Source organism: Janthinobacterium sp. BCJ23 (genome assembly GCF_059617945.1).
Genome location: NZ_JCAQAW010000006.1, coordinates 62,324 through 77,115, shown reverse-complemented (window position 1 = coordinate 77,115; position 14,792 = coordinate 62,324). Strand labels below are relative to the sequence as shown.

Below are 14,792 nucleotides of genomic sequence, written 5' to 3'. Positions count from 1 at the left end.
TGGCGTCGAAAAAGGTGGACCGGCGTGGTGAGCCCCGGTCAGCCGTCCGCCTGCGGACGGTCATATTCCAGCCCTGGGGGCCGCGGACCACGACGAAAAGCGGACGTGCGCCGTTTTTTCGTCGGCGTGCGTTCCGTCACCCTGCTGCCTGAACGGCGTTCCGCCTGCCGCGAAAAATCACCACGTCCTTGACCGAGTGTGCTCTGCACAACATCCAGGACGACATCATGAAACCAGCTTCAATCCACACCCCTGTACTCATCATCGGCGGCAGCCTCGTCGGACTTTCAGCCTCGCTCTTCCTTGCATGGCGGGGCATGCCGCATATCCTCGTTGAAAAACACCACGGCAGCGCCGCCCATCCCCGCGCCACGGGCTTTACGGAACATACATTGGAATTTTTCCGCGCCGCCGGCATCGCCGAACGCATCCCCCAGGTGCCGCCCGGCGCCACCGTGCGCCGCGCCCGCGTGGAAAGCCTGGCGGGTCAGCACTACGAGGAATTGCCGTGGACACCAGGCCAGCCGGAGGAGCGCGACGGCAAGGCCTCGCCCATGGCCGGTGCCGCCATCGCCCAGGACTTGCTGGAACCGATACTGCGCGAGGCCGCGCGCGCACGGGGCGCCGACCTGCGCACAGGCGTGGAACTGCTGTCCGTGCAGCAGGATGCGCAGCGCGTCACGGCCCAGCTGCGCCAGCGCGACACGGGCGCATGCTATGCCGTCACGGCCGATTACCTGATCGCCGCCGATGGCGCGGCCAGCCCCATCCGCGAACAGCTGGGCATCGCGCGCCAGGGTGCCGGTCCCCTGCGCGTGCTGCGCAGCGTGCTGTTCAGCTGCGCGGAGGCGGACGCCTTTCTGGAACGGGGCATCCGCCAGTTCGACATCGACCAGCCAGGCTTCAAGGGTTTCCTGGGCACGTATTCGGACGGGCGCTGGTTCCTCATGTTTGAAGAACAAAGCGAGAGCACCGACGCGCAATTGCGGGCGCTGGTCCGCCAGGCCCTGGGCAAGGACATGGCGTTCGAACTGATCACCACGGGACGCTGGGAGCTGGCCGGCCTGATCGCGGACAGGTTCAGCGAGGGGCGCATTTTCCTGGCCGGCGATTCTGCCCATCAATTGCCGCCCACGCGCGGCGGCTACGGCGCCAACACGGGCATCGACGACGTCTACAACCTGGCATGGAAGCTGCAAAGGGTGGTGCGGCAACAATCGCGCCCTGCCCTGCTCGACACCTATACGGATGAGCGCCGGCCCATCGCCTGGCTGCGGCACCAGCAAACCTTCGCCCGGCCAGACTACGCGAAATGGGTCGGCGAAGGCTACCAGGACGCGCCACTGTATGGCAATCTGGCGATGGAACTGGGCCAGCTGACACGCTCCAGCGCCATCCTCGGCGCGGACGCGGCACTGCCGCCGGCCGCCCACCCGCGCGACTGGAACGGCCAGCCAGGCACGCGCGCTCCCCACGTATGGGTACGGCATCGTGGCAACAGCGTCTCCAGCATCGACCTGCTGACCGAGGATTTCGTGCTGCTGACAGCCGATCCCCGCTGGTCCGCCGCCGCCGCGCACCTATCGTTGAAGACCTTGCTGGCCGGCGCCGACGTGGTTTTCCCCGCCGACCAGGCCTTCGTCGACACTTTCGGCACAGGCGATGACGGCGCCGTGATCGTCCGGCCGGACGGCATCATCGCCTGGCGCTCGGCCCCGGCGGCAATACCGGATGCCATGCTGCTGCGCGCGGTGATGGAAAAAATCGCCTTGCCGCACAGCTGACGGCAACGGCGCCGCCGCGCTGTGCGAAAATGCCCGCCTTCACCATTGCCGGACATTGCCCATGCCGCACGCTGCCATTGCTACCCTTTCCGAACGCGACGCGCACCGCATCGCCCGCCACGCCCAGGCGGCCGATGCGGCCCGCTTCCTGCATCCGGTGCAGCAAGCCTTGCTGCACCGGCGCGGCTGGCTGACGATGCTGGCGCCGCGCAGCGCGGGCGGCGCAGAGCTGCCCTTGCCGCAAGTGGTGCGTCTGGAAGAAGCCGTGGCCGCCGTCGATGGCAGCATGGGCTGGGTGCTGACCCTGTGCGCAGGCGCGGGCTGGTTTGCGGGCTTTCTGGCGCCCGGCATGGCGCAGTCCATCATCGGCACGCCGCGCGTCTGCCTGGGCGGCAGCGGCGCGGCCACCGGCTACGCGGAGGAGGAAGGCGACGGCTACCGCATCACGGGCAGCTGGGACTACGCCAGCGGCGCACCCATGGCCACCCACTTCACCCTGAACGCCCTGCTGCGGCGCGATGGCCAGCCCCTGCTCGATGGCGAAGGAAAGCCACGCATCCGCGCCTTCCTCGTCCCCGCCGCGCTGGTGCGGCTGGTGCCTTCGTGGAACAGCGTCGGCATGCGCGCCAGCGCCTCGCACAGTTACCGGATCGACGGACAGTGGCTCGGCAAGGATCATGGCTTCACGATCAGTCCCGACACCGCGACGGCCGGCGGCCCCCTGTACCGCTATCCGTTCTACTCGCTGGCCTACGTGACCCTGGCCGCCAACGTGGCCGGCATGGCCGCGCATTTCATGCAGTTGGCCGAGGAATGCATGCGCCACCGCCGCCATGCGCGCGCCGGCTTGCCCCTGCTAGACGTACCGGAAGTGGCCGCCATGCTGCAAGCCAAGAAAGATGCTAGCACGACCGCCCGCGCCCGCTTTTACGCCGTGCTGGACGACAGCTGGGCCCAGGTGGCGGACGGCGCGGCGCTCGACGCGGAAGGCATGCAAGCCGTGCAGGAACGTTCGCTGGAGCTGGTCGCCGTGTGCCGCGCCGCCGTCGATGGCCTGTATCCATACTGCGGCCTGTACGCGGCCCGCGAAGACAGCACCATCAACCGGGTCTGGCGCGATTTCCACACGGCCAGCCAGCATTCACTGCTGCTGCCCTGACATTGCCAACCGCGGCTTCGCCGCGCGACAACTTGCCCTCCCCTGGCAGCCGCATGACTGAAAAGGCTGGCGGACGCCATGCGGCCCGGATTGCCTGATACTATGAGGCATTGCTACTTTTCGCTCCCCTATCCATGCACGTCAACACGCTCAGCAGCCTTGCCCAACTTTTGGCCAGCGCCGAAACGGAAACCCTGGCCTTCCCCACCAGCATCAATACGGCCCTGCTCCTGCAAAAGGAACTGGCCAACCCCGATTGCCACTCGGCCGACATCAGCCGGCTGCTGCTGTGCGAACCGACCTTGTCGGCGCGCGCCGTGGCGCTGGCCAATTCGGCCCTGTTTGCGCCCGGCCAGGCGCCCGCCATCACCAGCGTGCGCGGCGCCGTCGAGCGGCTGGGCCACCGCAACCTGTATGCGCTGGCGACGGCGGCCGTCATCCGCCAGCTGAACGCGGGCATCCGCGACGAAGCCTTGCGCGCCCGCGCCACCCAGCTGTGGGCGCACACCGTGCACGTGGCGGCGCTGGCGCATGGATTGGCGGGCGCCGTCACGCAGACGGATGCCGATACGGCGCTGTTCGCCGGCATCGTGCATGAAGTGGCCGGCTTTTATCTGCTGGCCCAGGCCGACAAGACCCCTGGCCTGTACGCCCACCTGGAAACGCAGATGGCGTCCGCCCTGGAAGTGATCGGCCGCGCGCTGATGCGCCAGCTGGGCGTGCCGCAGGCGGTGGCCGATGCCGTCAATACCTTGCCCGGTTCGACCATCATGCTGCCACCCGAAGGCTTGCGCGACACCCTGCTGCTGGCCAAGGCGCTGGCGCCCGTGCCCTCGCCGCTGCCGCAGGCCGGCATCACCGTCAGCGCGCCGCTGCAAGCCTACCTGGACAATGATCCCGTGCTGCAGGCGCTGCGCACGCAGCCGTCGGCCGAAGCGAAGGCCCTGATCGAGGTGCTGCTCAGCTGATGGCCGATCTGCTATGATGGCGCAGGCCGGGATGGACCCGGTCCGCTTTCATTCATGTCCACTGGAAAACTGCCTTGACTACCTCCTTACGCATGCTCGGCCTGGCCGCAGCTCTGACCATGGCGTGCAACGCCAACGCCGACAGCTTCGTTTCCTCGGCCTCCAGCGCCGGCTCCCAATCGAGCGGCAGCATTTCCGATTCGCTCAACGGTTCGAGCAACAGCTCCTCGCGCGACAACAAGGTGGCCAATGGCCCCTACCGCATCATCGACGTGGCCGCCGTGCCGGGCCGCGACGGCATGACGCGCCTGACCATGCAGGCCGACGCCACGGCCACGCCGCTGGTGCTGGACTTGCCGCAAGCGGCGCTCGACAAGCAGCAACTGGCGCAGGGCGACGTGGTGCATGCGCAAAACCGCGCCTACGGCATCGAATTCTCGCGCAACGACACGCGCGCCGCCTTCTTCCTCGTGCTGGCCGACGACTGGTACGGCGAAATGGCCACGCGTCCCGTCAGCCTTTGATTCGTTTTCTCCCGCGCCGCCCGGCACTGCTGCTGGGCGTTTGCGCCATCTTCAGCACCGGCGCGACCCAGGCGGGCACCTCGCTCGCCTCGTCGCGCTTTTGCGACCGCGCGCAGGAACTCACGGCCACGGAACAGGACCGGCTGCTGCGCTTTGCCGCCGTCGTGCGCGAAGAACTGGCCGCCAGCGAAGGCAGCGTGGCCCTGATCAGCCGCTCGGGCCTGGACCTGGCCCGCTTCGGCATCCGCTATTCGCACGCGGCACTGGCCTGGCGCCACGACAACGACAGCGGCTGGTCCGCGCGCCAGCTGTACTACGCCTGCGATGAAGGCCGCCCGCGCATCTTCGACCAGGGCACGGCCGGCTTCGCCATGGGCACGGAAAACCCTGCGCTCGGCTACATCTCGCTCGTGAAACTGCCGGCCGAAACCGTACCGCCCCTGCGCCGCGCCCTGCTCGACCCCGTGCGCGTGCAGCAGTTGCTGGCGGGCCGCTACAGCGCCAACGCGTATGCCTACAGCCTGAAATACCAGAACTGCAATCAGTGGGTGGTGGAATTGCTGGCCGCCGCCTGGGGCGAACTGGCCGCGGGCGGCGACTTGCGCGCCCGCGCCCAGGACTGGCTGCGCGCCGCGCCCTACGCGCCCGCCCCCGTCGACGTGGGTGCGCGCTGGCTGATGCTCGGTTCCATCTTCGTGCCCCTCGTGCACATGGACGACCACCCGCCGGAAGCCATCGGCACGATGCAGCTGGCAGTGAGCTTGCCAGCCAGCCTGGAAGCATTCGCGCGCCAGCGCCTGCCCGCCAGCGAACGCGTGGAAATCTGCCACGACGGCAAGCAGGTGGTGGTGCACCGGGGCTGGGATGTGATCGCCGACGGCTGTATTCCAGGCGCAAACGACAGGGTCATCGCCCTCGACGATACGCCGCACGACAGTCCCTGACGACAGTCCCTAAGCAGCGGCCAGTGCCGCTTCGACCTGGTCAAGCAGGCGCGATGGTTCGAGCCCCTGCCCCATCCGGCGGGCCACCTCGCCGCACGCCAGCGGGACCCCGGGCGCGGCGAGCAGGCGCGCCAGCTGCCGCTGCATGCGTCCCGCCGACAGGCGCCTGGCCAGCAAGACATCCCCCACGCCGAGCCGTTTGACCCTCCAGCCGTTATCGAACTGGTCGTACGCGAACGGCACGATCAGTTGCGGAATGCCCGCACGGAAAGCATCCGCGCTGGTGCCGATGCCGCCATGGTGCACGACGGCCGCCACGCGCGGCAACAGGGCCGCAAACGGCACGTGCGCCTGCCACATGACGCTGGCCGACAAATCCTGCGGCACTTGCGCCGCATGCGGCGTGAGGAACAGGCCGCGCCGCCCCAGCCGCCGCAACACTTCCATGGCGATGCTGAAATAGCGCTGCGCGTGCTGGTGGCCGGTACCGGGCGTAAACACGATGGGCGCTTCGCCCTCGCCCAGAAAGCGTTCCAGCTCCGGCGGCAGCGCCGCAGCGCCATGCATGGCGGCGCCCATGAAACCGGTTTGCACGAAATGCGGCGGCCAGTCCGCCTGCGGGGCGGCGAACCACGCTGGAAAGAGTCCCAGCGAGGCATCCGGCGCGGTCAGCATGTGCGCAAAAAAATGCGCTTCGGGCGGCAGTCCGTGCTGCGCGCGCGCCCCGTTCAGGCCAGGCAGCAGCACCGGGTCGACCATGCTGCGGTTGATCAGCCGCCACAGGGCCTGGCGCCAGACCAGCGGCACCCAGGCGGGAACGCGCAGCGAGCCGGCCGCCAGGAAATCATGGCTGCTGCACAAATTCGATGGCGCCAGATAGGCCGCGACGATGCGCAGGCCCGGACATATCGAGCGTGCCAGGGCGGCCATCGGCACGAGGAAGGGGTGGCACAGCACCACGCAATCTTCAGCATCCGGCAAGCCTTGCACGATGCCGCGCACGGCGCCCAGGTGCGGCACGAGGCCGCGCCACACCAAGCCCCAGCCCTTGCGTTCATCCCACAGGCCCGGGTCGCCCAGCATGGCCTGGCCCTCTGCCGCACTGCCAAAGGTGTGATACGGCAGCCTTGACGCCTGCGCTGCCGCTTCCTGCCAGCCCGGCACGAGCAGCAGCACGCGCCGGCCCCGCTGCTGCAAGCCCTGCGCCAGCGCGATAAACGGTTGGATGTCGCCGCCCGTGCCGCTGCTGGCGACGATGACGAGCGGCATGGCGACGGCCTGGCCGGCCAGCGCTTCAGCCCGGGGCGGCATCGAGCGCCTGGCCGATCGCATAGAAGCGCCCGCCGGCGATGTAGTGCAGGCTGCGCCAGGATGGATCGGCGTCTTCGAAATGCCAGTGCCCGTCATGGAACACGCGCGTGTCGGCCCAGGCGCCCACCACTTCGCCGATGAACAGGTCATATGCGGTCTGGTTGTGCGGCTCGGGGATCAAACGGCAGGCCAGCCAGGCCGAACATCCGGCCACGAACGGCAAATCAAAGCCGTCCATGTGAAACAGCCGCACGCCAGCGCGCGCCAGTTTGTCGGGCTGCGCATCGAGGCTGTGCGTGCCGACGGCGTGAGTCAGCTGCAGCTGCGCCGCCGTCGGCACCTGGATGACGAACGTGCCGCTGCCTTCGACCAGCGCGCGCGTGCGCGTTGCCTTGTCCAGCACCACGGTCAGTTTGGGCGGCGCGAAATCGAGGGCGCAAGCCCAGGCGGCGGCCATCACGTTATCGACGCCGCCATGGCGGGCCGAGACGAGGATGGACGGGCCGTGATTGAGCAAACGATAGGCTTTTTCCAGCGGCACGGCAGCGATATGGTACCGTTCATTTAGCGACAGCAGCATGTCCCACTGGTCGATGCCGGGCCCGAAGCCGTCCGGCGTCACCTTGACTGTCTCAAAGCCGAAGCGCGCATAAAAAGCCTGTGTGTGCTGGCTGGTGTTCATGCTCACCTCGGCCACGCCCGGCGCGGCGCGGATGGCGTCCAGGCGTGCCTGCGTCAGCGCGCGGCCCAGTCCCTGGCCGTGCAGATCCTGCGCCACCATGCCCCAGCACAGGCTGGCCACCGTGCCGCCTGCATCGAGCGCATGGCCGCCGCAGGCGACGATGCGTCCGTCGCGTTCGATGACCAGATACGGATGTGTCGAATTTTCCAGCCAGGCGGCAAAGTCCGCGCGCTCGGACGGGTCGAAAAAGCGCGGCGTATTGCCGTCGAAAAGAGCCAGGCAGGCATCGCGGTCGCCGGCCCGGTAAGGACGCACTGTTTGCATTTTTTGTACTTAAAAAAACATGAATGGCAATTATAAGGGGCGCGCGGTCAAGCCAGCTGTTCCGGGCCGACGACGTGCACGCCCGGCGCGCTAGCCAGCGCCGCTTCCAGCAAGGCGCTGGCGATGCGCGGCGCGGGATTGATGCGCCAGCGGCGCGGCAGCACGGGACCGAGCACGCGCAAGATGCGCAGGGCAGCGCCCTCGCCCGCCCGCGCCTCCTCGCGTTCGCCGCCGATCAGTCCCGGCCGCACGTGGGTGAGCGACGCAAAGCCCAGCGCTTCCAGGTCGCGTTCCAAGTCTCCCTTGACGCGGTTGTAGAAAAAGCGCGAAGCCGCGTTGGCACCAGCGGCGGAATTGAGCGCATACGTGCGCGTGCCGGCCGCCAGAGCCAGGCGCGCCGCGGCCAGCGGATAGTCATGGTCGACTCTGCGGAACGCCTGCCGCGTGCCCGCCACCTTCATGGTCGTGCCCAGGGTGCAGATGACGGCATCCGCCTGCCACCAAGGGGCATCGGCCGGCAAGCGGTCGAAGTCGACGAGCGGCGCGTCCAATTTGGGATGCGCCGGCAAGGGCTTGCGCACGGGCGCGACGATGGCCGTGACGCGCGTGTCACTCAGCGCCAGGCGCAGCACTTCGCGGCCCACCAGGCCCGTGGCGCCTATCAGTATCAGTTTCATTCATTCTCCCCGCATGCTGGACGCCACACGATACAGCATCGGGCGCCCAGGCAGCGCATCAGGCGCCCGCGTGCGTGTGATAGATCTTGCTGACGATGGTCCACTCGCCTTGCACTTTGAGCAGATTGAAAAAGTCGGTGAAGCGGAAGCCCGAGAGTTCGTCCGTGTCGACGCGCGCGCTGGCCGCCGTGCCCACGATATCGATCCGCGCGATGGCCGCCTTTGCCTGCGGCGATGGCCGGAACGCGCTGTCGATGATTTCGAACAGGCCTTCGATGGGACCGCCCGTCAGCTTGTCTTCGCTGTCGACGCCGAAAATGGTGGCCTCGCTGCTGAAGGCGGGGCGCATGATGCTGCTGTCTGCCTGCGCCCCGCCCGCATTGTATTGATTCAGCACGGCGACGATGGCCTGGTAATCCTGCACATAAGTGGTGTTGTTCATATTGCGCTCCTTGGGTGGATGAAAAGAAAAATCAGGACTGGCTGGCGGGCCAGTCGGTGTAGCCGACGGCGCCGCCGCCGTAATACGCCGCGCGCGGCGCCACGGCCAGCGCCACGCCATGGCGCAGGCGCGCCACGAGGTCCGGGTTGGCGATGAAGGGACGACCGAAGGCCACCGCATCGACCTTGCCTTCGGCGCGGCGCGCCAGCGCCAGCGGCAAGTCGTAATGGTTGTTGCCGATGTAGGGACCATCGAACAGCGCCCGCAACGCATCGAGGTCGACGCCATCGGGCACGTCGCGCGAGGTGGCCGTGGCGCCCTCGACGAAGTGCAGATAGGCCAGCCCGTGGCGGTTCAACTGTCCGATCAAATAGCCATAGGTGGCCATCACGTCGCTGTCGACGGGCGTGTTGCCCGCGTCGGGCGTGACGGGCGACAAACGGATGCCTACCCTCGATGCGCCCCAGATGTCCACCACGGCTTGCGTCACTTCCAGGGTCAGCCGCGCGCGGTTGTCGATGCTGCCGCCATAAGCGTCCGTGCGCCGGTTGGTCGAATCGCGCAGGAACTGGTCGAGCAGGTAGCTATTGGCCGAATGCACCTCGACGCCGTCGAAACCGGCGCGCAGCGCGCATGCGGCCGCATGCGCATACTGGGCAACGATGCCGGCGATTTCCTGCGTCTCCAGCGCGCGCGGCATGGACACGGGCTGCATGCCGCTGGCCGTGTAGGTGCTGCCCTCGGCGCGGATGGCGGACGGCGCGACGGGCGCGGCGCCGCCGGGCTGCAAGCGCGTGTGCGAAAAGCGTCCCACATGCCACAGCTGGCAAACGATCTTGCCGCCGGCCGCATGCACGGCATCCGTGACCAGCTTCCAGCCAGCCACCTGCTCGTCCGACCAGATGCCCGGTGTCAGGGCGTAGCCGCGCGCCTGCGGCGAAATATTCGTCGCCTCGCTGATGATCAGGCCGGCGCTGGCGCGCTGGGCGTAATACTGGGCATGCAAGGCGTTCGGCACGCCATCGTCGCCCATACGGCTGCGCGTGAGCGGCGCCATGACGATGCGGTTGGCCAGCGCCAGCGCGCCCAGGTCGACTGGGAAAATAAATCGTTTTCATGCTGCTCGGTCATCATATTGCTTTCATATTGTGCAAGAGGTCGAAAATAACTGACCGGTCGTCTAGTTAATAGTTAAAAAAAACGGCTAGGACAGCAGCCGTTGCGTGGTTAACGTGGCCGCGTCGAACGGCCCGCCGCTCCTGGCCACCTTGACCATCAGGGAAGCGCCCAGCCACAGCTGGTACAGCGATTCGGCCAGCACGCGCGCCGGCGTTGCCGCCGCCACGGAACCGTCGAGGTGGCCCGCCTCCACGCACTGCGTCAGGCGGTCCAGGATGGCGCCCGTGCCCTGCTGCAGCACGGCGCCCATGTCCACGGACAGGTCGCACACTTCAGCGCCCAGCTTGACCACCAGGCATTTGCCTTCCGGCGCGTTGCCGGCCTGGGTCGCGCTCCAGTAGTCAAAATACGCGAGCAGGCGCTCGCGGGCGGTGCCCGGGCCGTACAGCAAGGCGTCGACCGTCTGCAGATAGGTGGTGAAATAGTCGTCGAGCAAGGCTTGGCCAAACTCTTCCTTTGACTTGAAGTAATAGTAGAACGAGCCTTTCGGCACGCCGGCGGCCGCCACCAGTTCGGCCAGGCCCACGGCCGTATAGCCCTTCTCGGCCATCAGGGCCTTGGCGATGTCGATCAGGTGCTGGCGCATGTCAGCGGAGGATTTTTTGCTCATGCGGCCAGTATAGCAAAAAATCTGACCGGTCGTCTAGTAAACTATCCCCTGCTCCGCCATCACCCCAGGCGCAGCGCCAGCGCGGCCAAGGTCACAAGCAGCACGGGCACGGTCAGCACGATGCCGACGCGGAAATAGTAGCCCCAGGAAATGTGGATATTTTTGCTGTCGAGCACGTGCAGCCACAGCAAGGTAGCCAGGCTGCCGATGGGCGTGATCTTCGGTCCCAGGTCGCTGCCGATGACGTTCGCGTAAATCATCGCTTCGCGCACGGCCCCCTGCGCCGTCGTCGGGTCGATGGCCAGCGCGCCCACAAGCACCGTCGGCAAGTTGTTCATCACGGACGACAGCAAGGCCGTCAGCACGCCGGTACCCATGGCCGCGCCCCACACGCCGTACTGGGCAAAGTGGTTCAGCATGCCCGTCAGGTAAGCCGTCAAGCCCGCATTGCGCAAACCGTACACGACCAGATACATGCCCAGCGAAAAGACGACGATCTGCCACGGCGCATGGCGCAGCACGTGGCGCGTGGAAATCACGTGGCCCCTGCCGGCCACCACCAGCAGCAGCGCGGCGCCCACGGCCGCGATCAGGCTGATGGGCACGCCCAAGTGCTCTTGCGAGAAAAAGCCCACCAGCAGCAGCGCCAGCACCAGCCAACCGGCGCGGAAGGTGCCCAGGTCGCGGATGGCGGCGTCCGGGCGTTTCAGCTGCGCGACTTCGTAGTCGCGGGGGATATCCTTGCGGAAAAAGAGCAGCAAGGCGGCCAGGGTGGCCAGTACGGCGACGACGTTGACGGGCACCATCACGGCAGCGTACTCGGCAAAGCCGATCTTGAAGAAATCGGCCGAGACGATATTGACCAGGTTCGACACCACGAGCGGCAGGCTGGCCGTGTCGGCGATGAAGCCGGCCGCCATCACGTAGGCCAGGGTAGCCCTGGCGGAAAACTTCAGCGCCCGCAGCATGGCGATGACGATGGGCGTCAGGATCAGCGCGGCGCCGTCATTGGCGAACACGGCCGAGACGAGCGCGCCCAGCAAGACCAGCAGCACGAACAGTTTTCTGCCGCTGCCCCCGCCCCAACGCGCCACGTGCAGCGCGGCCCACTCGAAGAAGCCGGCCGCATCCAGCAGCAGGCTGATGATGATCACGGCCACGAAGGTGCCGGTGGCGTTCCACACGATATGCCAGACGACGGGAATGTCGCCCCAGTGAATCACGCCGGCCAGCAAGGCGACACAGGCGCCGATGACGGCGCTCCAGCCGATGCCTAGGCTACGCGGCTGCCAGATGACGAGGACCAGGGTTGCAAGGAAGATGAGGAAAGCGGTGAGCATGGGGCGAGGTTCCGGGTATGCGGCATCGCGGGCACTATGCGCCGCAGCCATTGAATATCATCAACAATTCTATAATACTGGAATTATTGAATCAAAGCAAAGCTGCGGCGTACTTCCTTACTTCAGCGCGATGGCGATATCGACCAGCCCCACCGCCCCATTGCCGATGGCGGAAGCGGCCGGCGTGGCCGCACCGCCGCTCAGCACGGCCCCGCCCGTCGCCAGGTCGATGCGGTACAGCGAGCTCGGTCCCGTGGCCGAGGTGCGCAAGGCCGCCAGGGCCAGGCCGTTGGCGCCGCCCGCGATATCGAAGCCCACGTCGCCCGCCACCGCCACGCCAAGCGCGCCGACATTCACCAAAGTGCCGTCGTTTGGCGGATTTTGCAGGGCGAGCGCCGCGCTGGCCGTGTCGATATCGAACAGCATGGTCGCCGTGGTGCCGGCAAAGCTGTTGGTATACGCGGCGGCTGTCACGCTAGGCGCGGCGCCCGCGCGGTTGACGGTACCGTCGGTGGTGGTGGCGCCCGTGTCGACATTGATGCGCAGGCTTTGCCCCGTGTTGCCGATCACGCGCAGGCGGTCGGCGACGGGATTGAAGTCGACGCCAAAGGCCGTGCCCGCGATGGCCGTGTACGGCGCGGTGACGTCCAAGGCATCGGCGGCCAGCGCCGCCTTGACGGTGGACACACCCGTGGCCGGGTCGATGGTGACGATACGCCCCGTCGATGATATCCCGTACAGCAAGCCATCCTTGGGACGGATGTCAAAGCCCAGCAGGCGCTCGCCCGCCGCCAGGCCCGTCACGGCCACGTTGGCGTCCAGCGTGTTCGGCGTGGCCGTCTTGAAGGTGACGATGCGGGCGTCGTCCGTCAAGCCGTAGGCGACGGGCGTGGCCGGCGCTTTCAGGGCGATGCCGCGCAGCTCTTCCGTCACGCCGATGGCCGCCACCAGGGTCGCCGGTGCCGTGCTGGCCGCCAGGTTCAGGGTGTACAGGTTGCGCGCGCCGGCTACCGTCATGACGGCGTAGCCCGTATTCGTGCGCGCATCGATGTCGAAGCCGGCCACGCCGGTGGCCGCCACGCCCAGCGGCACGGCGCCGGCCAGGGTGCCGTTGTTCGGCGGATTTTGCGTGTACAGGGTGGCGTTGGCCGCATCGATGACAAATAAGGTGGTGCTGGCCGTGCCGGCAAAGCTGTTGGTATAGGCGGCCGCCGTGATGGCCGTATTCGCTGCACCACCGTTGATATTGCCATCTGTCGTGGTGGCGCCCGTATCGACATTGATGCGCAGGCTCTGCCCCGTGTTGCTGACGATGCGCAGGCGGTCGGCGACCGGATTGAAGTCGACGCCGAACTCCGTACCGGCCAGCGCCGTGTACGGGGCCGTCGCATCACCCGCATCGGCGGCCAGGGTGGCTTTGACGGTGGCGGCGCCCGTCACGCCATTCAGGGTGTAGATGCGACCCGTGCTGCCGACGCCATACAGCTGGCCATCGGCGGGACGGAAATCGATGCCCAGCAGGTTTTCGCCGGCCTGCAGGCCCGTCACTGTCGCCGTGGTGCGTATGGTGGCCGGCGTGGCGCGGTCGAACGACAGCAGCTTGTTGCTGGCGGTGAGCACGAAGACGTCGCCAGCCACCACCACGGGCGGCGGTGGTGTGACGACAACATCGTCGTGGTCGCTGCCGCCGCCGCAAGCGGACAAGGTCATGGCGACGGCGGAAACAAGCAGCAGCTTGGCGTATGGCAAGGTTGGCAGTGGTGACATGGTCGTGGTCCCGATAGAGTGAGTGGAGGTGCCGCTCATGCCGCCGTTGCGGCGAGCGCACCCCTGTACTACTCGCCGTACCCGCGTTTGGATGCAGTGATGCAAAAAAATTTATTTCGGTGCAATTTATGCTTGTGTTTAGGCAACTTAATCGGTGTATAGTCGCAGGCACGATTGAAACTGGGGTCAGGAAAGTGGCGCGCATCTATCAGACCAACAACATGGGCGAAGCCGACCTGCGGGTGGCCATCGTGCAGCGCGGCAGCGCCGACTTGCTGGTGCACCGCGTGGCCAGTTTTGGCCTGGCGCATGGCGACGCCCTGTGGTTCATCACCCGCGAGCGGCAAAGCGCCACGGCCGGCATGTATTTCACCTCGCCAGGCTTTGCGCAGCTAGCCATCTGTTTTGTCGACCACGCCAGCGAAGCGGGCTGGACCCGGCCACATCGGCTCAAGGGCTGCCTGTCGCACGGCGGCAGCTAACATCAAGCGGAGGAGCTCGTCATGGATTTGATTTTGCTGGAACCCGGCAACGGGGAACTCGTGTTCGGCAAGACGCCGGATGGTGGCAATGTCGGCATCGACGCCATCTGGCACGACGCCGCTGCGCTGCAGGGCATGGGACCATGCATCGAGCTGGTCTCGCTGCACCAGGGCATGAAGCAGCAAATAACGACGGACGTCAGCAATTCTGCGCGCACGTCGGGGCGGCCCGTGATCACGGAATTTACCTGTGTCAAATATGTCGACCGGACCTCGGTCAACTTGTACGACCTGTGCCTGCGCGCCAAGCCGCTGGGCACCGGCACGGACCAGACAACCAAACTGTACATCGCCCGCAACTCGGGCGACAAGACGGCCAACATCATGACCATTTGGCTGCGCGACGCCATCATCAGCGAAATCCAGCTGCAAACCCATCCCGATGACATGCCGACCGAGCAGTTCAAGCTGAATTTCACGGAAATCCTCTGGAGCCACAGCGTGCAGCAGGCCGACGGCAAGCCCGGCCCCCAACACACGACAGGCTGGAGCCTGGCGCGCAACCGGCCCATCGGCGCCTTCACGGGCTAAGCAAGGCG

General features: G+C 66.9%; 15 protein-coding genes and 1 pseudogene. 7 read left to right on the top strand and 9 right to left on the bottom strand.

Annotation, left to right across the window (positions count from 1 at the left end; genetic code table 11):
• Positions 1-227 precede the first annotated feature (227 nt).
• The 5 genes from AC54AG_RS19185 to AC54AG_RS19165 all read left to right on the top strand — a co-directional run bounded on the left by AC54AG_RS19185 (position 228) and on the right by AC54AG_RS19165 (position 5,379).
• A complete protein-coding gene (locus tag AC54AG_RS19185) occupies positions 228-1,784 on the top strand; it encodes an FAD-dependent monooxygenase (RefSeq protein ID WP_331778777.1) in 1,557 nt (518 codons plus the stop codon).
• A gap of 61 nt (positions 1,785-1,845) precedes the next feature.
• Positions 1,846-2,943 carry an acyl-CoA dehydrogenase family protein gene (locus AC54AG_RS19180; protein WP_331778776.1) on the top strand — a complete coding sequence of 366 codons (1,098 nt, stop codon included), beginning with the start codon at positions 1,846-1,848 and terminating at the stop codon, positions 2,941-2,943.
• Positions 2,944-3,077: 134 nt separating this feature from the next.
• A complete protein-coding gene (locus AC54AG_RS19175) occupies positions 3,078-3,911 on the top strand; it encodes an HDOD domain-containing protein (protein WP_070305993.1) in 834 nt (277 codons plus the stop codon).
• Positions 3,912-4,003: 92 nt separating this feature from the next.
• The gene (locus AC54AG_RS19170; protein WP_034788152.1) at positions 4,004-4,435 is read left to right on the top strand and encodes a hypothetical protein; all 432 of its coding nucleotides are present in this window, start codon (positions 4,004-4,006) and stop codon (positions 4,433-4,435) included.
• The gene (locus AC54AG_RS19165) at positions 4,435-5,379 is read left to right on the top strand and encodes a DUF2145 domain-containing protein (RefSeq protein WP_496631433.1); all 945 of its coding nucleotides are present in this window, start codon (positions 4,435-4,437) and stop codon (positions 5,377-5,379) included. The genes AC54AG_RS19170 and AC54AG_RS19165 overlap by 1 nt, the downstream gene beginning before the upstream one ends.
• Positions 5,380-5,388: 9 nt before the next feature.
• Here AC54AG_RS19165 and AC54AG_RS19160 read toward each other — a convergent pair whose 3' ends face one another.
• The 9 genes and pseudogenes from AC54AG_RS19160 to AC54AG_RS19120 form a co-directional block, all read right to left on the bottom strand.
• A complete protein-coding gene (locus AC54AG_RS19160; protein ID WP_496631304.1) occupies positions 5,389-6,690 on the bottom strand; it encodes a glycosyltransferase in 1,302 nt (433 codons plus the stop codon).
• Complete coding sequence (locus AC54AG_RS19155) at positions 6,674-7,270, bottom strand: flavin reductase family protein (protein WP_496631432.1); 597 nt, start codon at positions 7,268-7,270, stop codon at positions 6,674-6,676. The genes AC54AG_RS19160 and AC54AG_RS19155 overlap by 17 nt, the downstream gene beginning before the upstream one ends.
• 3 nt (positions 7,271-7,273) lie before the next feature.
• Positions 7,274-7,696: pseudogene (locus tag AC54AG_RS19150) on the bottom strand (GNAT family N-acetyltransferase); the annotation flags it as partial.
• A gap of 47 nt (positions 7,697-7,743) precedes the next feature.
• Entirely contained in the window at positions 7,744-8,373 is a 630-nt protein-coding gene (locus tag AC54AG_RS19145; RefSeq protein ID WP_496631303.1) for a Rossmann-fold NAD(P)-binding domain-containing protein, read from the bottom strand.
• A gap of 58 nt (positions 8,374-8,431) precedes the next feature.
• Positions 8,432-8,815, bottom strand: coding sequence for a nuclear transport factor 2 family protein (locus AC54AG_RS19140; RefSeq protein ID WP_496631302.1), 384 nt, complete (start codon positions 8,813-8,815; stop codon positions 8,432-8,434).
• 31 nt (positions 8,816-8,846) lie between these two features.
• The gene (locus tag AC54AG_RS19135) at positions 8,847-9,872 is read right to left on the bottom strand and encodes an alkene reductase (RefSeq protein ID WP_496631301.1); all 1,026 of its coding nucleotides are present in this window, start codon (positions 9,870-9,872) and stop codon (positions 8,847-8,849) included.
• A gap of 147 nt (positions 9,873-10,019) precedes the next feature.
• Positions 10,020-10,604: a TetR/AcrR family transcriptional regulator gene (locus AC54AG_RS19130; RefSeq protein ID WP_496631300.1), complete on the bottom strand. Its 585-nt coding sequence runs from the start codon at positions 10,602-10,604 to the stop codon at positions 10,020-10,022.
• Between the two features lie 59 nt (positions 10,605-10,663).
• On the bottom strand, positions 10,664-11,944 hold the full coding sequence (locus AC54AG_RS19125; RefSeq protein ID WP_496631299.1) for an arsenic transporter: 1,281 nt from the start codon (positions 11,942-11,944) through the stop codon (positions 10,664-10,666).
• A gap of 117 nt (positions 11,945-12,061) precedes the next feature.
• Positions 12,062-13,711 (bottom strand): DUF4394 domain-containing protein, encoded by a 1,650-nt coding sequence (locus tag AC54AG_RS19120; RefSeq protein WP_496631298.1) that lies wholly within the window; start codon positions 13,709-13,711, stop codon positions 12,062-12,064.
• 194 nt (positions 13,712-13,905) lie between these two features.
• On the opposite strand from AC54AG_RS19120, the gene AC54AG_RS19115 reads away from it, so the two are divergent.
• Positions 13,906-14,193 (top strand): 7(1) septoil knot domain-containing protein, encoded by a 288-nt coding sequence (locus AC54AG_RS19115; RefSeq protein ID WP_496631297.1) that lies wholly within the window; start codon positions 13,906-13,908, stop codon positions 14,191-14,193.
• Positions 14,194-14,214: 21 nt separating this feature from the next.
• The gene (locus AC54AG_RS19110) at positions 14,215-14,784 is read left to right on the top strand and encodes an Hcp family type VI secretion system effector (RefSeq protein WP_496631296.1); all 570 of its coding nucleotides are present in this window, start codon (positions 14,215-14,217) and stop codon (positions 14,782-14,784) included.
• Positions 14,785-14,792: the final 8 nt, after the last annotated feature.